The sequence below is a fragment of the Candidatus Bathyarchaeia archaeon genome, assembly GCA_038882715.1.
Lineage (GTDB): Archaea > Thermoproteota > Bathyarchaeia > Bathyarchaeales > DTEX01 > DTEX01.
This window is the reverse complement of record JAVZNR010000001.1, coordinates 95,346-120,988: the sequence shown is the minus strand read 5'-3', so window position 1 is coordinate 120,988 and position 25,643 is coordinate 95,346. Positions and strand designations below refer to the sequence as shown.

Annotated in this window: 28 protein-coding genes, 1 tRNA gene and 1 pseudogene; 7 read left to right on the top strand and 23 right to left on the bottom strand. The window is 42.9% G+C overall.

Annotation, left to right across the window (positions count from 1 at the left end; all coding sequences use genetic code 11):
* Nucleotides 1–6: 6 nt before the first annotated feature.
* Nucleotides 7–372 (bottom strand): annotated as a pseudogene (locus QXR61_00650) (anthranilate synthase component I).
* A 232-nt stretch (nucleotides 373–604) separates the two neighbouring features.
* Here QXR61_00650 and QXR61_00645 point away from each other — a divergent pair.
* The gene (locus tag QXR61_00645; protein MEM3756462.1) at nucleotides 605–1,168 is read left to right on the top strand and encodes a hypothetical protein; all 564 of its coding nucleotides are present in this window, start codon (nucleotides 605–607) and stop codon (nucleotides 1,166–1,168) included.
* An 82-nt stretch (nucleotides 1,169–1,250) separates the two neighbouring features.
* Here QXR61_00645 and QXR61_00640 read toward each other — a convergent pair whose 3' ends face one another.
* From QXR61_00640 to QXR61_00630, 3 genes are all read right to left on the bottom strand, one after another.
* Nucleotides 1,251–1,739: a 4Fe-4S dicluster domain-containing protein gene (locus QXR61_00640; protein ID MEM3756461.1), complete on the bottom strand. Its 489-nt coding sequence runs from the start codon at nucleotides 1,737–1,739 to the stop codon at nucleotides 1,251–1,253.
* A gap of 44 nt (nucleotides 1,740–1,783) precedes the next feature.
* Entirely contained in the window at nucleotides 1,784–3,637 is a 1,854-nt protein-coding gene (locus tag QXR61_00635) for an aldehyde ferredoxin oxidoreductase family protein (GenBank protein ID MEM3756460.1), read from the bottom strand.
* A 96-nt stretch (nucleotides 3,638–3,733) separates the two neighbouring features.
* On the bottom strand, nucleotides 3,734–4,168 hold the full coding sequence (locus QXR61_00630; GenBank protein ID MEM3756459.1) for a hypothetical protein: 435 nt from the start codon (nucleotides 4,166–4,168) through the stop codon (nucleotides 3,734–3,736).
* A 396-nt stretch (nucleotides 4,169–4,564) separates the two neighbouring features.
* On the opposite strand from QXR61_00630, the gene QXR61_00625 reads away from it, so the two are divergent.
* Nucleotides 4,565–5,320 (top strand): phosphoribosyltransferase family protein, encoded by a 756-nt coding sequence (locus tag QXR61_00625; protein MEM3756458.1) that lies wholly within the window; start codon nucleotides 4,565–4,567, stop codon nucleotides 5,318–5,320.
* Between the two features lie 107 nt (nucleotides 5,321–5,427).
* Here the strand turns inward: QXR61_00625 and QXR61_00620 are convergent, their stop codons facing one another.
* From QXR61_00620 to kae1, 4 genes are all read right to left on the bottom strand, one after another.
* Nucleotides 5,428–5,589: a 50S ribosomal protein L40e gene (locus QXR61_00620; protein MEM3756457.1), complete on the bottom strand. Its 162-nt coding sequence runs from the start codon at nucleotides 5,587–5,589 to the stop codon at nucleotides 5,428–5,430.
* A 67-nt stretch (nucleotides 5,590–5,656) separates the two neighbouring features.
* Nucleotides 5,657–6,250, bottom strand: a complete 594-nt coding sequence (locus QXR61_00615; GenBank protein MEM3756456.1) for an XTP/dITP diphosphatase — start codon at nucleotides 6,248–6,250, stop codon at nucleotides 5,657–5,659.
* 2 nt (nucleotides 6,251–6,252) lie between these two features.
* Nucleotides 6,253–6,891: a KEOPS complex kinase/ATPase Bud32 gene (locus QXR61_00610; protein MEM3756455.1), complete on the bottom strand. Its 639-nt coding sequence runs from the start codon at nucleotides 6,889–6,891 to the stop codon at nucleotides 6,253–6,255.
* A gap of 36 nt (nucleotides 6,892–6,927) precedes the next feature.
* Complete coding sequence (gene kae1 / locus QXR61_00605; GenBank protein ID MEM3756454.1) at nucleotides 6,928–7,938, bottom strand: KEOPS complex N(6)-L-threonylcarbamoyladenine synthase Kae1; 1,011 nt, start codon at nucleotides 7,936–7,938, stop codon at nucleotides 6,928–6,930.
* Nucleotides 7,939–8,059: 121 nt separating this feature from the next.
* Between kae1 and QXR61_00600 the strand changes: the two genes are divergently transcribed.
* Entirely contained in the window at nucleotides 8,060–8,413 is a 354-nt protein-coding gene (locus QXR61_00600) for an Lrp/AsnC family transcriptional regulator (GenBank protein MEM3756453.1), read from the top strand.
* A 32-nt stretch (nucleotides 8,414–8,445) separates the two neighbouring features.
* On the top strand, nucleotides 8,446–9,051 hold the full coding sequence (locus QXR61_00595; protein ID MEM3756452.1) for an RlmE family RNA methyltransferase: 606 nt from the start codon (nucleotides 8,446–8,448) through the stop codon (nucleotides 9,049–9,051).
* A 10-nt stretch (nucleotides 9,052–9,061) separates the two neighbouring features.
* Here QXR61_00595 and QXR61_00590 read toward each other — a convergent pair whose 3' ends face one another.
* From QXR61_00590 to QXR61_00565, 6 genes are all read right to left on the bottom strand, one after another.
* A complete protein-coding gene (locus QXR61_00590) occupies nucleotides 9,062–10,258 on the bottom strand; it encodes a glycosyltransferase (GenBank protein MEM3756451.1) in 1,197 nt (398 codons plus the stop codon).
* A gap of 126 nt (nucleotides 10,259–10,384) precedes the next feature.
* Nucleotides 10,385–11,017 (bottom strand): rhomboid family intramembrane serine protease, encoded by a 633-nt coding sequence (locus QXR61_00585; GenBank protein ID MEM3756450.1) that lies wholly within the window; start codon nucleotides 11,015–11,017, stop codon nucleotides 10,385–10,387.
* Between the two features lie 6 nt (nucleotides 11,018–11,023).
* Nucleotides 11,024–11,671 (bottom strand): hypothetical protein, encoded by a 648-nt coding sequence (locus QXR61_00580; GenBank protein MEM3756449.1) that lies wholly within the window; start codon nucleotides 11,669–11,671, stop codon nucleotides 11,024–11,026.
* Between the two features lie 246 nt (nucleotides 11,672–11,917).
* Nucleotides 11,918–13,681: an ATP-dependent DNA ligase gene (locus QXR61_00575; protein MEM3756448.1), complete on the bottom strand. Its 1,764-nt coding sequence runs from the start codon at nucleotides 13,679–13,681 to the stop codon at nucleotides 11,918–11,920.
* Nucleotides 13,682–13,835: 154 nt separating this feature from the next.
* Nucleotides 13,836–14,702 carry a YciC family protein gene (locus tag QXR61_00570; GenBank protein MEM3756447.1) on the bottom strand — a complete coding sequence of 289 codons (867 nt, stop codon included), beginning with the start codon at nucleotides 14,700–14,702 and terminating at the stop codon, nucleotides 13,836–13,838.
* 124 nt (nucleotides 14,703–14,826) lie between these two features.
* Nucleotides 14,827–14,949 carry a hypothetical protein gene (locus QXR61_00565; protein MEM3756446.1) on the bottom strand — a complete coding sequence of 41 codons (123 nt, stop codon included), beginning with the start codon at nucleotides 14,947–14,949 and terminating at the stop codon, nucleotides 14,827–14,829.
* A gap of 259 nt (nucleotides 14,950–15,208) precedes the next feature.
* On the opposite strand from QXR61_00565, the gene QXR61_00560 reads away from it, so the two are divergent.
* Nucleotides 15,209–17,038 (top strand): transketolase, encoded by a 1,830-nt coding sequence (locus QXR61_00560; protein MEM3756445.1) that lies wholly within the window; start codon nucleotides 15,209–15,211, stop codon nucleotides 17,036–17,038.
* A 173-nt stretch (nucleotides 17,039–17,211) separates the two neighbouring features.
* Entirely contained in the window at nucleotides 17,212–17,874 is a 663-nt protein-coding gene (locus QXR61_00555; protein ID MEM3756444.1) for a peroxiredoxin, read from the top strand.
* A gap of 70 nt (nucleotides 17,875–17,944) precedes the next feature.
* Here QXR61_00555 and QXR61_00550 read toward each other — a convergent pair whose 3' ends face one another.
* The 3 genes from QXR61_00550 to QXR61_00540 form a co-directional block, all read right to left on the bottom strand.
* Nucleotides 17,945–18,811 carry a VIT1/CCC1 transporter family protein gene (locus tag QXR61_00550; GenBank protein MEM3756443.1) on the bottom strand — a complete coding sequence of 289 codons (867 nt, stop codon included), beginning with the start codon at nucleotides 18,809–18,811 and terminating at the stop codon, nucleotides 17,945–17,947.
* Nucleotides 18,812–18,899: 88 nt separating this feature from the next.
* Nucleotides 18,900–19,214, bottom strand: a complete 315-nt coding sequence (locus QXR61_00545; GenBank protein MEM3756442.1) for a 4Fe-4S binding protein — start codon at nucleotides 19,212–19,214, stop codon at nucleotides 18,900–18,902.
* A gap of 59 nt (nucleotides 19,215–19,273) precedes the next feature.
* Nucleotides 19,274–20,206 carry a trypsin-like peptidase domain-containing protein gene (locus QXR61_00540; protein MEM3756441.1) on the bottom strand — a complete coding sequence of 311 codons (933 nt, stop codon included), beginning with the start codon at nucleotides 20,204–20,206 and terminating at the stop codon, nucleotides 19,274–19,276.
* Between the two features lie 76 nt (nucleotides 20,207–20,282).
* Here QXR61_00540 and QXR61_00535 point away from each other — a divergent pair.
* A tRNA-Leu gene (locus QXR61_00535) sits at nucleotides 20,283–20,438 on the top strand.
* 119 nt (nucleotides 20,439–20,557) lie between these two features.
* Here QXR61_00535 and QXR61_00530 read toward each other — a convergent pair.
* The 6 genes from QXR61_00530 to QXR61_00505 form a co-directional block, all read right to left on the bottom strand.
* Complete coding sequence (locus tag QXR61_00530; GenBank protein ID MEM3756440.1) at nucleotides 20,558–21,823, bottom strand: cytochrome c biogenesis protein CcdA; 1,266 nt, start codon at nucleotides 21,821–21,823, stop codon at nucleotides 20,558–20,560.
* Nucleotides 21,824–21,909: 86 nt separating this feature from the next.
* On the bottom strand, nucleotides 21,910–22,518 hold the full coding sequence (locus tag QXR61_00525; GenBank protein ID MEM3756439.1) for an ABC transporter ATP-binding protein: 609 nt from the start codon (nucleotides 22,516–22,518) through the stop codon (nucleotides 21,910–21,912).
* A complete protein-coding gene (locus tag QXR61_00520) occupies nucleotides 22,509–22,880 on the bottom strand; it encodes an ATP-binding cassette domain-containing protein (protein MEM3756438.1) in 372 nt (123 codons plus the stop codon). Before QXR61_00520 ends, QXR61_00525 begins: the two co-directional genes overlap by 10 nt.
* 11 nt (nucleotides 22,881–22,891) lie before the next feature.
* Nucleotides 22,892–23,893 carry an ABC transporter ATP-binding protein gene (locus QXR61_00515; protein MEM3756437.1) on the bottom strand — a complete coding sequence of 334 codons (1,002 nt, stop codon included), beginning with the start codon at nucleotides 23,891–23,893 and terminating at the stop codon, nucleotides 22,892–22,894.
* A gap of 6 nt (nucleotides 23,894–23,899) precedes the next feature.
* Nucleotides 23,900–24,766, bottom strand: a complete 867-nt coding sequence (locus QXR61_00510) for an ABC transporter permease (GenBank protein MEM3756436.1) — start codon at nucleotides 24,764–24,766, stop codon at nucleotides 23,900–23,902.
* An 8-nt stretch (nucleotides 24,767–24,774) separates the two neighbouring features.
* Nucleotides 24,775–25,596 carry an ABC transporter permease gene (locus QXR61_00505; GenBank protein MEM3756435.1) on the bottom strand — a complete coding sequence of 274 codons (822 nt, stop codon included), beginning with the start codon at nucleotides 25,594–25,596 and terminating at the stop codon, nucleotides 24,775–24,777.
* Between the last annotated feature and the right edge of the window lie 47 nt (nucleotides 25,597–25,643).

The window sequence follows — 25,643 nt, the reverse complement described above, 5'->3', positions numbered from 1 at the left end:
ATTTAGGTGATCGAAGATTATTCCATCGCTATATATGCCGACCTCAACGTCGGGAAAACCCAAATCATCTACGGATTTATATGGCAATTTCTCCCAGTAGCGCACAGCGTCATAGGATATGTATCCAACAGCTCCACCAATATACCTAAAGTAGTTGTCGCAGGGCTTAGCTCCACTTATAAACGCTTCGATAACGCTGAGTGGATCATCAATTTTCATATGATCTTCGCCTACACGCGCAACCCCATCCTTGATAGTCACAGTTACCTCAGGCTCAAAACCTATGAAAGAGAAGCGGGATCTATTCCCGTCGTCGCCCATCGATTCAAGCAGAAAGATATAATCATAGTCGTCGCAGAGATTCAAGAATACGTCGAGAGGCCGCCTGCTCGGAAGTCTTCTAAATCTTACTGGCTTTGAGGATTCACGCCTAAGGGATTCGTATTGTGCGCCAAACTAGATCACCCATACGCATCACCGTACATAACGGCCAAAAATGTATACAAATGTTTTATTTAAATCTTTTCTGTACAAAAGTTAACATACAATCTTTAAATATTGGCATCTAAGTTTATTTTCACCTGTAATGCTGGAGTTGTAAGAAATGTTAAAGGGCGCTGATTCAGCTCATGGTAGTTTTCAGCTTCTTTTCGCCTTCTATTGGATTATGACAGATATTTTAGATTTTTTTGAGAACGCTGTAAATAGGGCTGATGGGGGACTAAGGTTTCATTTAATGCTTGCAAGTAAAAGGATCAGGATCATAATTGATCATCTTAAAGTGGCTCTCGAGGAGGTCGGTATAGAACTCAGGGAGAGACCGGGAGATGAATACATGCGAAGGATACTTGGCGCGATATCAGTTGAAACTCTGGAAAACATTAGAGGAGTATTTGAGAGCCTCATTAAAGAGCAGGGTTCTGGTGGAAGGCGCGGGGCCTTCTGGCTGTCATATAAGCTCACGGAGATCGCGGACGTGATATGCATTGTATCCAGCCTTCTAAAGCATATTGCAGCGGACTTAAACAATTGCTCAGATGAACGGTCTTGGAGAGTTTTCCTCATCCTACAGATAGTAGTTCGAGATCTAGAGGTTATTGTTAATGTGCACCATCACCTCGCATCCAACCCAGGAATGCTTATCAAAGACTTAAGGCTGAATTCGTAGAGACAAAATATAATATACATTTTACGCTGAAAAATCGTTTTAAAGCCAAAAATTATGGAAAAATGAATGGATTTGATGAGGTTTACGCTCTTAACACTTCTTGGAAGAGCTTCTTTACTGCGGATATTCTTGATTTCTGGGCTAGAACATCCTTAGTGATGAAGTCTAAGGCTTTCTCCGGGCACCATTCCACGCACTTAGGGCTTCCATTACATGTGTCGCATACGAATACGACCTTTTTATCCGGGTGAAGCATTATTGCGCCATAATCGCATGCTTCAATGCACCATCCACATCCGTTACACTTGTCTTCATCAACCATCACTATACCTGTCTCTTCAGATTGCTTAAGCGCGTCGCGTGGGCATGCCGCTACACATGGCGCGTCCTCGCATAACCTGCATGCGATAGACATATTCACAATAGTGTCTAATCGGACAACCCTTATACGCGATTTGAGGGGGTTAAATACCTTTTCTTTCTCGAATGAACATATGTATTCACATACGCTGCATCCAACGCATTTATCTGGGTCAGCTGAAACAAACTTTCTCGCATGTATATGGGACATGCTATTCCTCCCATATAGTTTTTCAAATTAATTTAACACTGTTATTAAAACTTATCCCTAACGATGTACGCCAAATCCTCCAGACCTAGCTCATTGAGCTTCTCAAGGGTTGGGATCCCTTCCCTTGTCCAGCCCCTATGCGCATAGTAATCGTCAAGCATAAAGTCTAGCTCCTCTTGAGTTATGTAGCTTCCCTTCGACACTGTTTCGTCTGGTATCGGTGTCGTCATAACTTTGATTGGCAGATGATCATCTTTCCTCGTGAACCCTTCTCTAATATTATATAGTCTCGCCAGATTGCTTATTCTCTCGCCAGCCCGCCTCAACTCTTCAGCCGTCATCTCCATTCCGGTTACAAGCACATAATATTTGGCTAGATCCTCAAACCCCTTATAGTAGACCCCTCTGGAGAACTTGCAGACTATGAGCGAATCAATTATTGTATATAGGTCCTCTATCTCAATAACCAGCTTAGATCTACCCTTCTCAAACTTGAATCTGTCAACTTTCCCAGCTATGTCTAGGGCGTAGGCTCCATGCCTGTTGTGGTCGGCTCCTCGGAACGAGACCGCGTAGCCTACGGCGGCTGTCTTAAGCCCCCTAATGTCGTAGCCGGTCATCTCAAGACCCTTAATGTGAACAGCGAGCTTCTCGGCACCTTTCCCAATGATTTCCGCAGCCCTTTTAACGCCCTCAGCCAATATGTTACCTAGCCCCTCACGCCTACCCATCATCTCAGTTAGCTTAACAATTGCTTCAGCGTTACCGAACTTCAGGTCTAATCCACCAGTATCATCTTTCGTCAATATTCCATGCTCATAGCAATCCATTGCGAAGCCAACAATGTTACCGGCTGATATCGAATCCATGCCATAATAATTACATAGGTCTATGGCCTTAATTATGGCATCCATCCGATCGACGCCGCAGTGGGGGCCGAAAGCCCACAACGGCTCATATTCAACCCTAGCCATAGTCCCTTTATATGGGCCTTCCGGCACAACAGCTATGTGCTCGCACCTCATCGCGCATGAGGAACAGCCGATAATTTTAGTTACGAAGCGCATGTTCAGGTATTCGCCGCTAACCTTCTCAGCGCCCTCGAAGACGGCATTCGTGAAGTTCCTCGTTGGTAGGCAGCCGAGAGAATTGTGGACTAAAACGTTCTGCGGTGTTCCGAGAGTTCTATACTTAACTGTTGCAGGCCCCTTCATCCTCTCATGCAGAACCTTAACAAACTCTAAGAATTCTTCTGGCTTAGCTACCGGGACATCTTTAGTTCCTCTAATAGCTATGGCTTTAAGGTTCTTTGACCCCATGACGGCGCCCAGGCCGCATCTCCCAGCAGCTCTAGTTTTATCATTGATTATGCATGCGATCCGCGAGAGCTTTTCGCCTGCTAAACCTATCGCCGCTACGCGAATATAATAGTCGCCTAGCTCCTCCCTAATGATATCTTCGGTCTCCTGCGGGGATTTACCCCAAAGGTGTTTAGCATCCATTATCTGAACGCTGTCGTCGTCTATCCATACGTAGACGGGTTTCTCGGCTTTTCCCTCAAATATCACCGCGTCGTAACCAGCCCTCTTAAGTTCAGCGCCGAAGAAACCATGCGACTTAGCTTCGCCAACTCCATTGGTCAACGGAGACTTAGCGACGAAGGCGTGTCCATTACCGCCCGTTGGCGCAACTGTACCGCTGAGCGGCCCGGTTGTAAGTATCAGTGGGTTCTCCGGGCTAAGCGGGTCGATGCCGGGCTTTGAGTTGTCGACTAGTAGCCTTATACCTAAGCCTATGCCGCCAATATACTTCTTTGCCATCTCCTCCTTCAGCGGTTCAAGCGAAGTCTTCCCAGTTGACAGGTTCACTCTTAAAATCCTACCAGCGTAACCAAACAATCATCATTCCTCCCCTTATTAAGGGATTAGAAGAATTAAAGTAGAGGCGATATTTATCATTTATTGTTTTATTAATTTAAGAAGGGGTTTACGTTATTATTGCGTTAACTGGTCTCCTCTAACGATGCCCGTAGGCGTTTTCACGTCTGGTTTAGCGTGTTTCTTCAGCCATCGTGCAACTTCCACTAAAACTGGGTGGTCTGAGACATCTAGGACGGGTATCTCTAAACCGCCAACTTTAATTGATGGGGAATATTTAGGCATTAAGGCAAAATTTACGGAGCTCCAGAAAATTCTCCCCCTAAGATAATTCTCCATCAACTCATTGGTGTCAGGTGTTAGAGGAAAATACACGAATACTAATCCTTCAGCCCACTGCGCTATCACCGGTAGACCCGAATGTATAAGGCGGGCGAACATTTGATCTAGGGCGTCTCTGGAAAACTGGAAATAGTCAAGTATAACGATCTCTTTAGCCGGCTTATATATGATCTTAACCTTACCCCTCCTCGAACCCTGCTCGCCGCTCATATAATCGCTGACCCTCTCCTATAAATTTCTCTGAGTTTTAAGTAATTTATCATTAGGAGGCTCTTAATCATTACGGTAAAACTCTTCTCTAACATCGTTCAAACGCCTGCCACAGTAGGAAACACGTATGTTGCGAGACTGCTTCCCTCATAATGTCCAAAACTAGAACGCGGAACATCTGCGTAAAAAAGGCAATCTTACACATTTTTCGTTAAAATTCTTTACGACTATCACCTTCATAACAAAATTAAACGAAAAACAATCTTATTTCAAGTCAATTCTTATTTTTTTCGCCCAACTTTACGAGATTGGTTTTCGAACTACTGAAAAGAAAACGAAAAGAAAATTATTCTATAACGGATCTATCCAGAATTATTCAGCGCGGGAGGAGACGTTATGCTCCACGATTTAACATATGATGAGGTTAAAGCTTCAACCCACACCGAAGATTTAAAATTTCGTTTAGCAACAGTGGAGTTGCTTCGAACAGCTAAAAAATATTATACTTACAGAGAGCTCGCCGCTAAAACCGATCTACCCGTAACGGTCTTAAGCAGGTATGCCAAAGGCCATGTCCTACCGAACAAGGAAAGGGCTCGCCAGCTATGGAACACGCTATCGAAAATTGTTGGCTTAGAGAACGAGTTCAAGAGGAGGTTAAAGTTTAACAGCGACGGATATTTTGATAATACCTTGCTCATAGGCGACATAATACTTTTAAGGCAGGCTGCAAACTATGCGATAGCTAGGTTCGCTGGAAAAAGAATAACGAAAGTTTTAACCGCCGCCGTGGACGGCGTCCCTCTCGCAACGATGGTTGCCAATGCTTTAGGCGTTAACTTGGTTATAGCGAAGTCAAATAAGGAGGTTGGGGTCTCATCGTTCCTTGAGGAAACATATGTATTAAGCAATTCGGGGTACACTTTAACGCTTTATATTCCAAGGGACGCGATTAAGAGGCGCGATAGCATCCTAATAGTTGACGACATTATAAAGAGTGGGGAGACCCAAAACGCTCTTCTAAACCTTGTCTATAAGGCGAAGGCTGAAGTCGCGGGGATATTTGCTATGATAGCTGTCGGAAATGAGTGGATGGAGAAGATGAGAATGCCTTCTGACTGCCAGATAGAAGTAATCCTTAAAGTTGGATGATAATCCAACTTAAAATTTAAACGCGCAACAACGCTTCGTGAAACCTTTTATTATGATGTCCAAAAGGAGAATAAATGCTGTTATTTAGGGAAGAAAATGCTTGATAACTATCGGGTCTTCTCCCGCTTCTTCCATCTTAAGTTTCTGCTTCTGCATTTCCTGCATTTTTCAGCGGTTGGAGCGTTTCTAACACCGCAGTCTCTACATATCTTTAGGTAAAGTCTCTTCTTCTGCGCTATGCTCCTCTTTAATGGATCAACTATAGGCATCTCTTCTCAAACCTCAAGCCTATTGAAACAAAAAAGGGCAGAGAGATGAAAATATATTTTTCGGTTTTCAGGAAGTAGACCAATCCCTATACCACTCAGCAAATCTTCTCAAAGCTTTTGCACGATGTGAGAAAAGATTTTTCTCTTCGATGCCCATTTCACCAAAGGTTTTTGTAGGCCGCTCATCAGGCTCAAATATCGGATCGAAGCCGAAGCCGCTGCTGCCTCTGGGTTCTCTAGCAATCCTACCATTAGACACTCCTATGAAACACTTTAATTCGCCGCTTGGATCACAGAATACAACTGCGGACTTAAAATGCGCTCTACGATCCTCCACCCCATTTAAAAGCTTAATTATTCCGTTCAACCCTATCGTCTTATAAACATATGAGGAGAATGGTCCCGGAAAACCTTTTAAAGCATCTATAAAGAGCCCGGCGTCTTCGACGATCAACGGCAAATTAACCTCACGTAAAGCGTTTAAGGCTCTCGCCTTCGCAATATTCTCAATATCGTCATCTTGAATTTCCACCGTTTTAATTTTGAGCATTGCAACTGATATTCCGTATTCCGCTAAAACCCCTCTGGCTTCATTAAATTTATTGATGTTTCCAGTCGCAAAAAATATTAGTTTACCGTAGGGGAATCTTTTGGGCTGCATTTTCACCTCTCCGTTATATATCGGCCTCTTCTCTCTATTTCTCTAACTCTCTCTAAAACTTCTTTCGCAACCTCGCTTCCCACCACTTCCTCGTAACCTTCCATAACCGCCCTAAAACATTCGTCAGCGTATTTATAATGTGTGCTAGCAAAAGATCTCTTCATTAAATGTAAGTCTACGCCTTTCTCCTCAAGATCCGTGCTCTGCTCGCTTAAACCGAAGTCCACAAAAACTATGTTTCCATGCTTTGTTAAAATCATGTTTGAGGTGGTGAGGTCGCCGTGGATTATTCCATTTTTATGCAGCCTACCCACAAGTACGCCTATTTGCCGACATATCTTAATTCTCTCGTCGGGCGGCAGGTCATTAAGTATCTGTTTTATCTGCTTGCCCTCAACATACTCCATGATTATTGTAGACTCCTCTAAGTCAACCATAAATATTATTGGCGTAGGGACCCCCGCCTCCTTAGCCTTATGAATCATCTGCGGCTCATGTTTAGTCCTCTGCACCTGCAGCATCCTATCGAGTTCAGGTGTACGATACTTTTTCGGGTACCTTCTCTTAAATATGGCTTTCATGCCACACCATTCTTCGAGATAAATACTTGCCTCAGCACCCTTCTTTATCAGGACGCTCATCTCATAACCCCTCGGTTCTGCCCTCTCAAATTTAACTTAAATCCATGGAACCTCGACTTCGTCTAGCCTCCACTTAAGCTTAACAAAGCTCTTCTCAATCGGGGTGATCAACCCATGCCTGTAGCATAATACTCCGGTCCAAGCTATCATGGCCCCATTATCTGTGGCATATTCCCTAGGTACAACACAGAAGCGTGCGCCGTGCTCCTCACACATCGCGCTCAGCATACTCTGCAATCTTTTGTTTGCCGCGACTCCTCCAGTCAATAAAACCTCCTTTTTCTCCGTGTGCGCTAATGCTCTTTCAGTAACCTCTGTTAGCATCGCGAACGCTATTTCCTGAAAACTATAGCATATATCTTCAAGAGAATGTTTTCCTTCATGTAGAAGATTTATGGCAGCGGTTAGCAGTCCGCTAAAGGATAAATCCATACCCTTAACGGTGTACGGTAGCTGGACAAACCTCTTGCCCCGCGACGCCAACTCTTCAACGATCGCTCCAAGGGGTTTGCCGGCCTCAGGCTTTAAGCCAGCTTCCCTAGCAAAAACATCTAGGCAATTTCCAACAGCGATATCTAAGGTTTCGCCGAAAACCCTATACCTCCTCGCTTCAAAAGCGGCCACGATGGTGTTGCCTCCGGACACGTAAAGCGTTACAGGGTCTTTAACCCCGCTAACCATTCTACCTATCTCTATGTGGGCTAAGCAATGGTTGACCCCGACCAGAGGCTTGTTTAAATATGATGCTAAGGCTCTTGCGGCGGTTGCGCCAACCCTTAAACATGGCCCTAAACCCGGCCCCTGTGAAAAAGCTATCACGTCGACTTCCCTCGGCTTTATCCCAGCTTTCCTAAACGCTTCAGATATAACTTTACCGGCAACCATGGCGTGGTGTCTTGAGGCCTCTCTCGGATGAATTCCCCCCTTCTCCGGAATATAAACATCATTAACGTTGGCGAGCACCTCGCCGCTAAAAGAAGCTATTCCAACCCCAAAGTCATCGGCTGTGCTCTCGATGCCTAGGCAGTAGCCTTCTAGCCTTCGCATAAGATATATTGGGGAATGGATCCTTAAAAATTAATGCTTTATCTTTCACTTAATATGCTTTATATTTATGGATGACGAATATTTTTATTAAGGGAATTGCGAAGTTTGAGGAGAATTAGTTATGCCTAGAGACAATGATCTTGAACAGAAGGCGCTTGAGATAATAATGAGGAGCGGCGAGAAGGGGATACTGCAATCGGATCTCTGGCGCGAGATTAACGCTACGAGTAGGGAGGGGTCTAGAATATCGATTAGGCTTGAAAGCAAAGGATTAATTTATCGGAAGCCGGAGATTTCAAGGGGGCGGTGGACATATAGGCTGTATCCTAAGCGCCATGCTGTCTCAATAGACTCAATACTGGACTGCCCATGCATCTCATGTGAGGAAAGCTTAAAGTGTGGTGCTGGTGGAAGAACTTCACCAAACAACTGCGAAAAATTAGTGCAGTGGATACTTAAGGAAGACCAAGCCTAAATATATGCCGCTTTTTCATGGTGAATGTTTATTTGCCCGGTCAATGGCTTTTGAGAAAAAGAGATTATTATTATAGGAGAGCGAAAGAGGAAAATTATAGGTCGCGCGCAGCATATAAGCTTCTACAGGCAGTGAAAAAATATGGTTTTATAAAATATGGAGATGTCGTCGTTGATTTAGGTGCTGCTCCAGGCGGATGGCTTCAAGCCGCTAGAAAACTGGTTGGCGATAAAGGCTTCGTTTTAGGCGTAGATTTAAGGGAGATTAAACCGTTAAACTTTGAGAATGTTCACACAATTGTTGGCGACATCAGGGATTCTGAAACAATAGGAAGGATTAAAGCCATTTTGCCAAGGCCGGCAGACGTTGTGATATCAGATGTTTCACCGAATGTTTCCGGGGTCTGGGAGCTAGATCATGCACGGCAAATAGAGCTCGCGGAAGCCTCGCTAAACATAGCTCTCGCGGCTCTTAGGAAAGGTGGAAATTTTTTTACGAAGGTTTTCCAAGGAGATTTATTTCAGCAATTCTTAGGTAGGGTTAGAGAGCATTTCAATCAGGTGAAAGTTATAAAGCCTGAAGCAAGTAGGAAGAGTAGCGCTGAAATATATGTGCTGGGACTAAACTACAGAGGGTGATGATCCAGCGCTAAGCGCCATAACCATCTTCTACTAAGTTTAGAATCGTTTCTACCACGGTTTTCAATCCATTTATCCCAATAACCTTACTTCGTATATCCTCAATATTCCTCCTATACGTATCATCTGATAAGACTTTGTTCACGGCGCTAAGAAGAGTCTCCACAGTGACTTCACTCTGCTCTATAACCTCAGCAATCCCCATCTCCCTGACCCTTATTGCGTTGTTTGTTTGCTCAGTGTGGCTTGGCGTCGGTATTAGCACCATTGGCTTACCATAGTAAATATTTTGTGTTAATGTTCCGTGCCCAGCTCTAGAGATTACCAGATCCGAAGCCTTCAAATACTCAAATCTGTTTGGAAGCCAGTTATAAACCGTAAAGTTGCGTTTATATCTGGTAACTTGAATAGGATTATCCGGGCTTCCAGTAGACATGACGATCTGATAGTCTTCAGGAAACTCCCTAAAAATCTTCTTTAAGACTTCGATTATGTAGGCTCTCTCTTTTAATGGCCCGCTTATGGGCGCAAATATCAACGGTTTATCATCGTTAAAACCAAGCTTTTCGCGTAGCTCCTCCTTACTTGGCAGTTCGTCCGGGTAAGTGGGCAGTATAGGGCCGACAAATTTTACGCGCCTATAATATCTCATCGGCATTTTTAGGTTTTCAACAGATATCGTGTATGGTGGCGGAAAATCCGGGATCAGAAGGGGGGATGGCCCAGCAACCCAAATTTTACCTATTATTGCTAATCCCCCAGTCTCGGTGATCTTTGCAAGCCTGAGAAGCCTCTTCTTCCTAGGTATTATTATTTTGAATTGGTTAACTATGCATATGTCTGGGATGCCTAGAGACCTTGCGGCTATAATAGGGGAAACTCGTGAGTCAGAGACAACAACGTCCGGCTTAAACGCTCTGAGAAATCTAATTTCGGTCTCAACCTGCCTAGTAAACATGAAGGCGGCTAGGAAGGGGCCGGGGTTGACTACTGTCTGCCTGAAATCTATCGTTCCATCCGGTTTAACCATGACGTCCATTGAGGGGGGTTCAACCACGGGGTAACCCTCTCTCCTAATGTATTCTACAGCATCTTTGTAGGTTGAGAATAATATCTCGGCGCCCAGATCCCTGAGCCTATTAGCTATTGGTATGCATCTTCCAGCATGCCCAAATCCGATACCGCACACCCCAAAGTAAACTCTAATAGCAATCCCCCCTTCAGATACGCTTCACGCTTCAAGAGCCGCTATGCTCAATGATGCTCAATTCTAAAGTTTAGTTTGACACCATTTCACTCTTAATTTTTTTGGGAAAACATCCTTTAAGCGCCTTCAAAAAAGCATCCTCGTTATAATGAAAACTGCAAACAGGTATAATGCTAAAAGCGCCACCGTTATCAGTAGGTTTATTTTCCATTTACCGCGGCTCCAAGAAATTCCAAACGGGACTCCTATTAAAAAGCCTATAGCATGCCCCCAGTAACCTATACTAGTGCTGCCAGCTAAATAGTAAGCCGCGAAAAGATTATATATGAAATATAAGACTGCGACAAGTCCTAAAGGCATCAAAAATATCCAGGAAAATTTAAGCGGTTTAATGAGCATAACCGCGGCCGCTAATGTGAAAATCGCAGCTGAGGCACCAACCATCCTAGCATTGTAACCGTAAAAGTATAGGCTTAAAATAAACGATAATGCTCCACCAAAAAAGAATGCCAACATGGTTCTAGCCGACCCAACCTCCCTTTCCAACGTGCTCCCAAAAATGTAGAGAAAAACAATGTTTCCGATTAGATGCATTAAATTTGCATGTATAAAAAGAGATGTTATCGGGGTCCAAAAATATCCTTTCGCGAGGTTCTCGCCGCTAAAATACAAGGCGTCGAGCAGAGGGTTTTCACCAAAGTATGAACAGAGTATAGTTGTGAGTATGCAGAGGAGAATTAGCAATGTAACTTTCCTCAATGCTCTTCACCACTTATAGAGTTCCTGCGTCTTCTCCAGATAAGTGTTTGGGTCGGTCTCTTTAACCACTCCCTTATCCACGTCGATTATGTATATTGCGTGTAGGCGAGCATTCCTTATTTCCTCAATAGTGACCGGCGGATTACTATAATACAGGTCGCATAAGGCTTTAATCTCTTTGATCTCGCTCAACGTCCTATATCTCGGCGGCTTAATTAATGCTGGCGAAAAACAGAGCACATAGTATGGCGGCGTCGCTAAAGCGAATTTCTCCGCATAATTGCTGTACCTAACGATTTTACTTGTCACTCTAACCATGCAGTATATTTCTGGGTCGACAGCATGCTCTGGCGGAACATAACCTGTCTCAACTTCAACAATTAGGCTGCCCAGCCCTTTTAAAGCATATATGTCGCATGATATGCCGTCTAAAGCATATTCCACATCAACATAGTATCCGCTCAAAATAAGGTATTTGGCGCATATAAGTTCCATAACAGAATGATTAATTTTAACAAGGTTTCTCCTGTAAAGAGCAATCAGCTTATCTCTTAGCCTCAAAATCTGCTGACAAGTTTTCTCACTTTCACCACTACAAAGCTTATTCACAATAAGGTCTAAATCTTCTTCGAATCGCTCAAGAGGTCTTTTCAAAACCATCCTCCAAAAATATTTAGATTTTAAACTTAAAAAATTGTGTGAAAAGTTTTATAAGTCAAATACACGAAAAATTATTATGCCCAAGCCAGGAAGTAGGCTTTGAGCACCGCGTTTAAGCAAAGAGCACGTCAGTCGAAACGGCTGAAGACTGACGTGCGACAAAGACTTTGCTTAAACGGGCCGGGTGGTGCTCAAGGCTTAGACCTGGCTTGGCGTATAATAGAAATTTTCTGGTTAATATTACTCGGCTTCTATCTTCTTTAGTTGTCTCCTATACATTTCCACTATTTCGTCCACTCTTGTAGCATCCTCCGCCGATTTATCGGTGCGATACCTTCCCGTAAATCTCGGGAATCTTATTGCTAATCCGCTTCCCTTTCTTATCAGGTCTTTCGCGCAGGTGTGGATTGGGCTTAGAGTTATTTCGGCTCCGATTACTTCTATAACCATTTTTGGCAGGAACCATACGTCCGCCTCAAGGTTTGAGTTTACCCGTGGATGCCTATGGTTAATCCTATAGGGATCAAGCATTTTTGGAAGGTTCTGTAGATCTTCATCTGTGAAGCCGGATCCGCACTTACAAACTGTTTCAAAAGTATCGTTATCATGGTTGTAAGCTGCTAGAAGCAGCGCTCCATAGGTTCCAGCTCTCCTTCCCCTACCATAGAATGCTCCGACAACTACGAGGTCTACCGTGTCGGTCATCTCGCTCTTATAGTCCCGCTTATATTTTATCCAGAGCCAGCCTCTAGCTCCAGCCTGATAAATAGCGTCGCCGCTCAGCGACTTGCAGACAAGCCCCTCGCATCCAGCCTCTACAGCCTCCTCAAAGAAACGCTCTAGGTCGTCAGCGTTATCAACAATCAAGTATTTAGCTATCTGAAACCTATCGCTTTGCTCGATCATCTCCTCAAGAACCTTGTGCCTCGTCGGGTACGGCTCTAACGTTAAATCTTTACCATCAACATAGAGCACATCGAATGCGAAGAGGGAGACAGGATACTCTTTTGCGGCTTTCTCAATATCGTATTTGCGTCTCCTATGCATGAGCTCTTGGAAGGGCATCATCTCTCCGGTATCGAGGTTCACAGCCACGCATTCAGCTTCAATTATGGCGGCTTCAGCTTTAACATGGTTCCTGATTAATTCTACTGCATCGGGATACTGGCTTGTAATATTTTCAAGTCTCCTTGAGAATAGCGTTACGTCGTTACCAGACTTGTGGGCTTGTATTCTCTCGCCATCATACTTGTATTCGGCGATGCATTTTCCGCCAAGTTTTTCAAGTATCTCGGCAGGAGAGCTTAATCTCTCGGCCAGCATCGGTCTAATTGGATTGCCGACTGAGACATGAAAATTCTTGAGGGCTTCAAGTCCGCCTTCAGCGAGGGCTTTGGCAACTTTGCCTAGGTCAGAGGATATATTATACGCCCTCTCAATAATGTCTCTTGCACCCTTCCCCTTACCGTAGGCTATTGCCAGCGCATCCAGAATGGTCATGTCGGCTATGCCGAGGCGAAGTTTCCCGGTAACAGTTCTAATAATATATTTTGCCTCTTTCGGCGTCGCGTCAGCTAAAAGACCTGCCAGAAGATTTACCTTCAAATCCATAGAGCCTTCTCCGGCAGCCTTCGCTATCCTATCAAGAGTCTGATAAACTCTCTCTACGGTTAAAGGCTTTCTAAAGAAAGACACCTGGCGCCTTTTCTCTAGGAAGATCTGCGCGGTTTCACCTAAATCTCCGGTTCTCGCCAAATCTTCTTCAATCTCTTCTTCTTTGCGCCCCGCAACCTTAGCTACAGCCCTTAACGCAAGCCTCTCCGCTACGCCGAGCTCTATGCCTACATAGTCTGGGTAAAGTTTACCCTGAGTTAAATACACAACTTTATCTATGACTTCTTTGGGTGTTTTCATAAGCAATTCAACTAGGTAATCGGTCATTTCAAGCCTCTTTGTCGTGCCTTCGATTTTCTCATACGCCTCTGTGACGAGAGAGTAATCCATTATCTAGGAATCCCCCAGCAGCTTAACGTAAATCTATCAATTTATTTTTAATGGCGTGCCTAATTTATTCTTAGCTTTAACGATAAAAGCAATTAACGCGTTTTCCACGAAAATAATTTACATCTTTATTCACAAGGTGTTTATTGAAGGCTGGTTAGACGGCTCTTACTCCACAATTCGGGCAGTATACTGCATCATATGGCAAAATCTGTCCACAGTTGTAGCAAACCTTCACTTCCGACTCGAAAATGCGTTGCTGGTATGCTGTCTCGCGATCTATCGGCCGATGGGCGGCTTTCTGCCTCTCAAGAACATTATAGAGATTGGATATGCTTATGGGATATATAGGCTCAACGAGCGAGATAGCTATGATGGTAGCCATCGTTTTAGCAATGCTTGAGCGAAGAACTGTCGTCAGTAGCTCCGCGGATAAATAGGCCGCCGCAAGCAATATGAATACTGCTGTGAGGAGTAGAAAAGTCTTCCACCATGCGCCATCAGTTAGATCTCTGCTCCTCTTCAAGCTCCTAAAAACCCCTAACCGCTCAGATATTAGCGCTGGTATAGATAGGTTAAAGATCACAGCCATAATAATCCCCGGAAATATGAAGAGGATTATTCCCGAGACAATAAGAACTCCTGTCAAGAAACTTACGCTCAATATATCTTTCAGTAATTTGAAAACTAATATAAGGTTGCTTTTCACATTCACTTTCCTCCCCTCAAAAATGTCGAAAGCAGATTTGACCGCTAAACCGCAACCTAAGTTTGTTAATATCCAAGCTGAAAGGAAAGCGAGAGAAAGGATCGGTGTTGAGGAAGCCAAATAATTAACTGTTCGAAGAAGAAAACTATCCGCTGAAATATATGGTGGATTAAAAGGCGGCAAAAAACCTAGAATAAATTTAATTAAAGCGACGTTAACAACGTTTAAGGCTAAAAAGATCGAGAAGAAGATTTCTAAGCTGCTTAGATAAACGGAAAACGAGCTATTAAGTATTTCAGTAACAGAGATTCTCATGATTGAAGCGTTCCTCATCTCTCATTATCACAACATAAACATGAATAGTTTAAGGATATAAATAAAGTTGAGACTTATGGTGGAAACCATGCCTCAATGTTCTTAGGCGCGTCGACGGCATTTTCTACTTCTTTATGTACTCGCGGAACTTTTTGCCGCAGCATTCATAAAGCTTTATGTGGACTCTAGGACCTAAATCCCATTCCTTCACGAGCTTTGCTTCTTGACCGCAAACTGGGCACTTCACTTTTTCAGCCTCCAATCAAATATTCGTACATTAATTATAGGTGCACAATGAGTATTTAAAACTTAAACTTCCGCTTTAAATTCACACTTATCTACGTTGAAGGTGGTGGTTCCTCATCTCAGAATATTTTAGGAGGAAACTGTCATAAATCAATAAATCGTTAGGTTAGCGCGGAAGGAAACTTTAAGCAGACTTAAAGGTGGATAACGCAAAACGTTAATAATTCTTTAAAATTTTTGATCTATTATAGGTGTCCATAATGAATGTTCCGGAGGATATTGAGGAAGGTCTCCAAAACATTGCGAACATTCTGAGACTGCATAGTCTTAGATCCACTACAAATGCTGGGTCTGGCCACCCAACCAGCTGCCTATCGAGCGCTGAAATTATGGCAACATTATTCTTCAGCATTATAAATGTGGATCCGAAAAACTTGGATTACTTAGATAATGATGAGTTTGTTTTGTCGAAAGGTCATGCCGCCCCAATCCTATATGCGGCTCTAGCTGAAATAGGCGTCTTTCCTCGAGAGAAGCTTATGACTTTAAGGCAGTTTGACTCCGAGCTCGAGGGGCATCCTGTACCTAGGGTTAAGGGTATAAGGGTTGCAACAGGCTCGCTTGGGCAAGGTTTATCCATAGGTTTAGGTATGGCTTACGCCAAAAGGCTTCTGGGCATAGATAGACGGGTTTATGTTCTTCTAGGCGACGGGGAGGTTGCTGAGGGCTCTGTTTGGGAAGCGTTAAATTTGGCTGGTAAGCTGAGATTGTCGAATCTTATAGCTATATTGGATATGAATAGGCTTGGTCAGAGCGAGCCAACCATGTTTCAGTGGAACTGGGAAGCATACGCTGAGAGAGTTAAAGCCTTCGGCTGGAATGTAACCGTATGCGATGGACACAGCATTAGAGATTTAATGAGGGCTTTTAATGAGGCCAAAAATTCTGATAAACCCTTCTTTATAATCGCTAGGACGGTTAAGGGTAAAGGCGTGAGCTTCCTTGAAAACGCTGAAGATAGGCATGGAAGAGCTTTAAGCAAAGAGGAGTTTGGCCGAGCGGAGAAAGAGATTCTTCCTAAAATAAAAGATATTAATTTTAGGCCGCGGAACCTTACAGAGGCTAAAATTCCCATTGAGCCGAGAAAGAAATACTTAATTAGAACTGAATACAAGGTAGGCGAGATGGTTGCAACTAGAGAAGCTTTCGGGAAAGCCCTTGTTAAAATGGGTGAGCAGAATGAAAGGATGGTTGTTCTAGACGGCGATGTGAAGAACTCAACATTCACAATGTATTTCTTCGATAAGTTCCCGGAGAGAAGCCTACAATGCTATATTGCTGAGCAGAACATGGTCGGCGTAGCCGTCGGGCTTCAATCACAGGGCTTCGACGTATTTCTCTCCTCATTCGCATGCTTCCTATCAAGAGCCTTCGACCAGATAAGAATGGCTTCTTACTCTAGGGCCAACCTGAAGATAGCTGGTTCGCATGCCGGAGTATCAATAGGCGAAGACGGCCCCTCCCAGATGGGTTTAGAGGACTTAGCCCTCTTTCGAGCGGTCTTCGGCAGCACTGTCCTCTATCCATGCGACGCTGTGAGCGCCGAGAAGCTTACATGCGCAATGGCAAACTTTGAAGGCATATCTTACATTAGGACAACTAGGCCTAAAACGCCGGTTATCTATAATAATGATGAAGAATTTCACATCGGGGGTTCAAAAGTTCTTAAATGTAGCGGAAATGATGAGGCAACCATTGTGGCGGCCGGGATAACGGTTCACGAAGCCTTAAAAGCTTATGAGAAATTGAAAGCGGATGGGATCAGCGTCAGGGTTATAGACTGCTATTCGGTTAAACCATTGGACGCTGAAACTCTAATCAAGGCCGCCGAGGAGACGGGGCGTATAATAACGGTTGAAGATCATTATTCGGAGGGCGGGATCGGCGAGGCTGTGGCGTCGCTAGGGATAAAGCCACATATATTGGCGGTCAGAAAGATGCCGCACTCCGGAAAACCGGAGGAGCTCATGGCGGAGCAAGGAATAGATGCAGCGGGCATAGTGAGAAAAGTAAAAGAACTGGTGTCGTAGCATCTCTTAAGCCACTAAAAGGATAATTTAATCTTACTCAAATATTTTGTGAAAATTTCGCGATAATTGTGATAAATCTTCCGAAAGCGGTTTTCTAACCATTGTTTTAAGCCGATTTTCGCAAGCAAATCTTATATCTACTTTTCACGCTTAATTTTATTGGTGGGATTTTTATGGAAGAGTATAGGATGCCGTTAATAGGCGACAGATTCCCCCAGATGGAGGTTAGAACTACTAGAGGCGTGATTAAGCTTCCAGATGATTATGGCGGTAAGTGGTTTATCCTGTTCAGCCACCCGGCGGACTTCACGCCAGTATGCACTACAGAGTTCGTCGCGTTTCAGAAGAGATATGACGAGTTTAAGAAGTTAAACTGCGAGCTAATAGGGCTAAGCATAGATCAGGTTTTCGCGCATCTGAAATGGGAGGAGTGGATTAAAGAGAAGCTCGGCGTAGAGATACAGTTCCCAATAATTGCGGATAACACTGGAGAAATATCCGCAAGATTAGGCATGCGCCATAAGCAGGCTGCGGGAACACAGACTGTGAGAGCCGTCTTCATAGTTGATCCTAAGGGCATTATCAGAGCTATACTCTATTATCCAATGGAGCTTGGCAGAAACATGGATGAGATTCTCCGAATGGTGAGAGCGCTCCAGATCGCTGATAAAGGCTACGCTATACCAGCCAACTGGCCGAACAATGAGATAGTCGGCGACAACGTGATAGTCCCGCCCGCAAACACTGTAGACATGATCCAGAAGAGAAGAGAGCAGGAGAAAGCTGGAGAAATAAAGTGCCTAGACTGGTGGCTCTGCTACAAGAAATTGGAGTGAAAGTTTTTTCGTAAACCCTTAAAACATCACCTCACTTATCTTTTTTACTATGAATTCTTCTCAGAATATCTCATATCTCTATGTTCAGAAATATTCTTACTAGAAAGCCTATAAGGAAGGTTAAGCAAGATATTCCGAGACTTATAACGGTCATCTCTAGGAATCTTTTCTTGAAAGGCAAATCCTTCGCCACAGATATATAGAAAGTGAATAGGGAAATAAGTATTACCGCGCTCATCAGCGATAAACCAATGCATATATAGATCTCATCTAAGAGCATGTATGGTAATATCAGAAATAGTATGGTGAGGATGTAGGTTGTACCCGTATATGCGGCCGCCTTAATCGGATCCTTAGCATCCGCCTCGGATTTAGTTGACAAATACTCTGATGTAGCCATTGAGAGCGCCCCTGCAATCCCAGTGATTAATCCCGTCATCGCAACTAAACGCGCCTCCTGCAAAGCCAGCGTGAAGCCAGCTAGCGCCCCTGTAAGCTCAACAAGCGCATCATTTAATCCTAGAACTATGGAGCTAACGTATCTGAGCTTCTCCTCATCAATTAGACCCATAAGCTCCTTTTCATGTGAATCTTCATCTTCAACTATTCTAGAAGCTTCGGGAATACGCTCAGCTATTTTTTCATATATAACTTGGGCCTTCTCTTCACCTCTCTCCATGAGCTTTATTCCAAAGGTTATCCCGAAAATCTTGGAAATTAAGAAGTATTTCCAGATTATAAGCCTGCTGGGTTTAATATCCTTACGCGTATATTCTCTCCAAAACTCATAATGCTTAAGCTCCTCGTCTGAAATACTCTTCAAAACACCTCTGTTATTAGGATCCTTCATAGATTGGGCCAGCTTTCTATAGACATAATGCTCAGTAATCTCATTTTTCTGAGCAGTCAACATTATCCTCCTGATGTCCTCTATCATCTCACCCCTTACATTACCGCGAAAGCGATAACTCTCATCGCTGATATAGGGTTAATGGATTAAGGGTGGTTTAAAAAAGAAAAGGATGTTAGGGCGGGGTGATTTTTATCGCTTGCGTTGGACATTGGGTTTCACATGCTAAGCACTGTATGCACTCAGACTCTCTAACTGGATCCGACTTCTTCTCTGAAACCGGATGACCGGGCGCCTCAGCCCAATCATAAAGGCCTACTGGGCAGACGTCGATACATGTTCCGCATCCCTCACATATATCCCAGTCAACGGCGACATTTGTTCCATGAATTCCAAGTTTTGTGGGCGGCTCAATGGGGCCCCAGACGGCATGCCCCTTATGGTTATCAACGATCTTCCTCTTCTTATGGAAGTCCGGGTCTATGGGCATTTAACATCACCATAGAGATTATAATGTTAACCAGAATATATGGTTGGCGCCCAATTGATTCAGGGCTCCCTCTCCAATATAATTTTCACCCTAAACCTTCTTACACCCCTTAGAATTACGGCTTCGCACTCAGAACCATGCTTTTTCTCAGAAATGATCCCCTGAAGTTCTTCTACTCCACCAATACGTCTCCCATCAAACTCAAGTATTATGTCGCCTCGCTCTATCCCAGCCTTATCCGCGGGGCTTCCAGGTGTAACCCTAGCAACGAGCACGCCATGCTCAACTGGTAGACCATAGTATTCGGCTATGCGCCTATTTATGCTTACGCCAGCGATTCCAAGCCAAGGTCTCGTATAGTAGCCACGCAATATTATCTCTCTAGCAACCTCCTTAGCGGCATTTATCGGTATAGCGAAACCTATTCCCTGAGCGAAAGGTATTATAGCCGTGTTTATTGCGATAACCTCGCCATTAATGTTTATGAGCGGCCCGCCGGAGTTCCCCGGGTTGATGGCAGCATCCGTCTGAACAAGATCCCTAAAAATCCCCCTTTCAGAATGAATCGTCCTTCTCAGCGCACTTATAACTCCCGACGTGACTGTTGGCCCACCAGCCAGCCCAAAGGGATTTCCTATCGCGAAAACCCTTTGCCCAACCCTTAACTTATCGGAGTCGCCTAGCTTAGCGGCCACTAGGTTCTCAGCATCTATCTTCAGGACCGCTATATCTAAACCCCTGTAGGCTCCAGCGAGCTTAGCCTCAAAGACGCGTCCATCGGTTAAAGTGACAATTATCCTCTCAGCCCCTTCAACAACATGATAATTGGTTAAAATGTATCCCCTCTCCTCAAATATGAAGCCTGAACCTATACCCTCAACTGGGACAACCTGATAGAAGAAGTCGTGGAAAACCCTTAAAGTATTAATGTTCACAACGCTCCTGCTAGCATTCTCAATAATTTCAACAATCTCATCCTCGCTCAACAGCATGCCTCCCTCGCTCTCAAGAGATAAATTTAATGGTGAGATCAAGTATATTTTTTTACCTAAAAAATATGTGGTTAATGCGGGGGTGGCAGAGCTAGGTCAAACATTAAGGCAGAGACCAGATGCGCGGAGCACATGACGGATAAAAGGCCATGTGCGCGTAAGACTCAAGATCCAACGATGGGGTATCCCGTCCCGAAGGGGTTCGTGGGTTCAAATCCCACCCCCCGCACCAATCCACCGATAAAATTTATCCCTCACCATCTGGAAAAGCCATGAATATTTACTTCCATTGTGCATATTCTCTTGGCCAAGGATTCATCTCTTGTCTCCTAAGCGCTTCTGGAAATTCTCCTACAATGCATAGAAAATTAAGTAAATGCTTAAGGTTAACATTAATAGTCCGCTTATAAGATTTAGCCACCTCTGTTTTGTAGAAAACCACCTTTTTAATCGGCTACTTTTAATTTTTAATAGGTAAATGCCAAAAGTTATCACCAAGAACGGTGCCATTATTATACCATTATATAATATGAGAAGTAAGAGCCCTTGCATTTGCGTTTCTAGGTTTGCTATAAGGCTTAGGGCAATTAAATATGGCCCTGACGTACATGGGAGAAGGAATATGCTCGTGACTATTCCCGTGAGGAAAGCTGATACGGGGTTATTGGAAAACCTTCTTAATTGAGTAGCAACTTTTTCTGAGATGAGCTTTGGTATGCGCTTAAACCTCTTGTTTAGAAGACTTCCAATAGTTTCTCTGAAGCCTATCGACAAACCAAAAAGGCCAAAAATAAAGTTTAGCATCGACCTAAGCCCAAGAGATAAGCCTAAAATGATAACTACTATTCGTGCCTCATGAAGGTAACCGATTAACCTCCATATTCCAAGACCCATCATAAAATAGGCGGCGAAAATCGCCACTGAGAAGGCTAACCCAAACTTTAAAAGGGCTTCTCTTCCAAATCGTATAGCAACTAACGAGAGAAAAACAATAAGAATAAAAAATTCACATGGATTTATGGCATCCAGGGATGCTGCTATGACGATGATGGGCAAAATATGAAAGAAGTTTACCTGATATCTTATTTTATTTTTAAAAAGTTCTTCTAATTTAGTTCTCGCTTCATCCTTCAACAATTCCGTACTTCCGCCAGATAAAAATACTTTTGTTTTGTTGCCAGAACTAGAATGCGTGAGCGCTTGCTCCAACGTATTCTCATCGTATCTTGAAATCACCATCGCCATTAATCTTCCATCCCGAAAGATTAGAGTTAATGGCGTCAGGTATTGTATGTAAATCTCCTGCCAATTTAATCCTCGTGCCATTTCACAGGGAGTGCAGAAGTTGGGTGGTAATACAGAAACGCCATGTGTAACTAGTAGATTAGCTATGTTCAAAAAGTCCTTTAAATTACTTGAATCATTCAAATAATAGAATGTCGGTTTTAATTCAGAGTATTTGCTGAGGTAATTATTCATATATTTTGAACTTTCAAATTCGGGGAAATCGTAGATGAAAACTTCAATGTTAGCCTTAGCGTTAACTAGAATAATTTGTGATAATAAAGCTGCTATAATACTCAAAAGAATTATTATGTAAAACTTATTCAACGACATTAGGCCAACCATGTAATAAATATTTTAAACCTAGTATTTTAAGTTTTACAACAATTATGATAAAAGAGTCCTGCTTTTCATCCCGCTCATTTTTTGTATAACCAGCAAGAAACTTTTACTCCATTGATATTGATCATGGGAGGCCTTTTTTGATCGCATATATCCATTTTGAAACGACATGAATGAGCATATTTGCAGTAGGGCATTACGAACTCCTTAACTTCTATGCCTGGAGGCTTTGTTTTTCTAGTGAACCACTCGCTTCTCTTGCTATATTCAGGTAAAGCCTCTATCAAAGCCTTAGTATAGGGGTGATATCTTTCCGTAAGCACCTTTTCAGCAGGGCCCGCTTCCACAATGATTCCCCTATACATTATTGCTATGTCGTCACTTATGTAGTAGGCTGTTGCGAGATCATGTGTTATATAAATGAATGATACCTTATCATCATCTCGGAGACTCTTAAACATATTTAATATATTCATTCTCATAGATGCATCGATCATAGATACAGGTTCATCTACGATCATTAAATTAGGTTTAGATAGGAGCGCCCTAGCAATAGAAATTCTCTGTAATTCCCCACCCGAAAATTCTCGCGGATATTTACCCTTCACATCCTTAAAAGATAACCCCATGAAGCTCAGCGTATCATTAATATACTTGATCACAGCCTCATCATCTTTTAATCCCAACAAATTCCTTGTGGTTTCATAAAGATATGTTTCCACTTTTTTAGTGGATTAAACGTGTCATAGGGATCCTGAAAAACACCTTGAACCTCTTTTAAGAACAACAACTTATCTTTTGAATTGAGTTTATGTAGATCCTTGCCTTTATATAGGATCTTCCCCATGCTTGGCTCAATTATTCCAAGCATCATTCTTGCCAGCGTTGTCTTTCCACATCCGCTCTCACCAGCAATCGTGAATATTTTTGGTTTATTCTCCATGGTGAGAGATACGTGATCTACCGCTGGAAATTTAATTCTGCCGAGAAAACCATAACCAAATATTTTGCTAACATCTATTATTTGAAGCAAAAAATTCTCGCTCATAAAATCACCCCTTACGTGTAATATAACCAACACTCAACAAAACGTCCAGGTTTTACTTCGCGCAGAGTAGGGCTCTCTTCCTTGCATTGTTGCCCAGAGAATGGGCATCTAGGACCAAACCTGCAGCCTGGTGGAGGGTTCCTAAGGTCAGGCGGATGTCCACTTAAACCTTTACGTTGAGTTTTATCACCTAATCTCGGCAATGCTTTTATTAAAGCTTGAGTATAGGGATGCAAAGGATCTTCAAAGACTTCCTCTGTTCTCCCCACTTCTACGATCCTGCCAGCGTACATAACAGCTATTCTGTGAGTTATAACTCCATGAACTCCCATATCGTGAGATACTATCACGACCGTATTTTTAAAAGATTCTTGGGCGTCTTTAAGCATTGATAAAACCGTTTGCTGATTTATAACGTCAAGAGCTGAGGTTGGTTCATCTGCTAAAATCAAATCCGGTCTCATTATTAACGCTAGAGATATTACTACTCTTTGCCTCATACCTCCGCTTAACTGATGGGGGAAAGCCGATAATACATCCTTAGGAAGCCCCATTTGTTCTAAATATTTTTTAGCTTCCTCGTAGGCTTCTGTTTTACCCATATTAGCATGTAGCTTAAACATCTCTGCGAAGTGGTCTCTTATCCTCATGGTAGGGTTCAATACGTTCATGGAGCTCTGAGGTATATAAGAAACGTGCTTCCAGAAGACATCCTTCTTTAACTGTTCTCTACTTAAAGACGTTATCGGAAAAACTTTCCCCTTTTTAGTGTAGAGGTGAACGGCTCCATCCTTTAATATTAATGGGGGTTCTAGATATCCGTAAATTATCTTAGTGAATGTTGATTTGCCGCATCCGGATTCTCCCGCTATACCAAATATTTCATCTCTAAATAGATCTAGTGATACGCCGCTAACAGCGTCCACATATAATTCATGTTGCGAGGCTGCGGCATATGCGGGATTCAGCAGATAACCACCCTTCAAGTTGGTTGCTCTAAGCACCAGTTCCATAGAAGGTCACTTCATTATGCGATGTAAATACTCACTTAATCCCGTGGAAACAAGATAAAATGAAACGAAAATTAATACGAGAGTCACAATTGGAGCTGTTATCCACCACCATATTCCTCTAAAAAGAGCGTAATAATTTAGAGCCCAATAAAGCATTACACCTAATGTGTTATCGCCTAATAATGATAAGCCGAATATCGCTAAACCCGACTCTGTACCTATAGAGAAAAGTATTGTATTAGTGAAATTCACAAGATGCCATCCAAATATATAAGGCATTATTTCAAAAAGTAGAACTTTGCCAGTTCCCATACCTGAAAGCTTAGCCGTATAAACAAAGGTTCTCTCCCTAAGAGATAAAACCATGGACCTAACTTGCCTGGCGGGCCAAGGCCATGAAACTATAGATATTATTGCACCTATAAGAGGCACGGTGATCCATGACTTAATTATTGAAATGATTACAACCAATAAAAGGAAGCCAGGCACTATTATGAAGGTATCTGAAATAAACATTAAGAGTCTGTCAAGCATGCCGCCTTTTATTCCAGATATTAAACCGATAAATAAGCCTATGTGAGATGCTATAAGTGCGGTTATCAATGCTATAGTTAGAGATTTGCCAATTGAGGCGCAGAGTTCCCAGAATACATCCCGACCCATGCTAGATGTTCCTAACAAGTATTTGAAGGATGGGGGCTGATCCTTTGGAACAGTGTATAAAGCGCGAGTGTTTATTGGAGAGAATGAGGATACCGCAAAGCCTAAAATAAAAATTATTAGAATCAGTGTGAAACCCAGTTTAAATTTAAAGTTGCTCTTGTAGAGAAGCACGAAATTTCTGCCAACATTCTTTAAAAATGACGAACTCATCGTTGTTTTCACCTATATCTTATCCTTGGATCTATAAGCGGATAGAGCAAATCTAGCAAGTAGATAGCTGTAGACACGGCTATCATGGATAGGAGCAGTACAGCCATAAGAGTATTTATGTCGCCCGCAAAAGCAGCTCTATACGCTAGCTGACCCACGCCTGGATACGCAAATATGACTTCAGTGAGTAGTGCTCCACTAAATATTCCTCCAAGAGACAATGCTAAGACCGTCATTTGCGGCACAAGAATATTCCTGAGCACATACCTCCTTAATACATGTTTTCCGGGTAAACCTCTGAACTCCGCGTACTTTGTGTAATCTTCAGATAGGACTTCTAAAGTCAGTGTTCTGGAGCTAAGAAAGGACCAACCTAGTGCTCCCGGAAGTATTAGGGATAAAGCCGGGAGAAATGAATGCCAAATTATATTAAGGATCAACTCTAAGTTTAAGGTCTCCGGAATTATACTGATTCCTCCGCCTAGAGGAAAAATGGGTATTAAAAACGCAAAAAGTAACATGAGTATTAACGCCATTATATAATATGGCACCGGATATAATGATATTGCTACGCTCTCAAGTATTCTGGCAAATTTTCTCGTCCTAAAGTAGCCAGCCATAGTCCCTAAAAGATTTCCAGTTGTCCATGTAATCAGAGTTGATACTGAAAGAAGCCCTATAGTCCATGGTAATCTTCTCAATACTAATTCAAACGCTGGTGTTGGGAAAGAGATAAAAGATGGCCCGAAATTAAAAGTTAATACTCTACGAATAAAAGCTAAATAATCCTCTAAAAGAGATTTACCAGATAGACCAAAAATCTCATACAAGTCTTCACGTAGCTTATTTATTGATTGCGGATCATAAACCCCTGCCA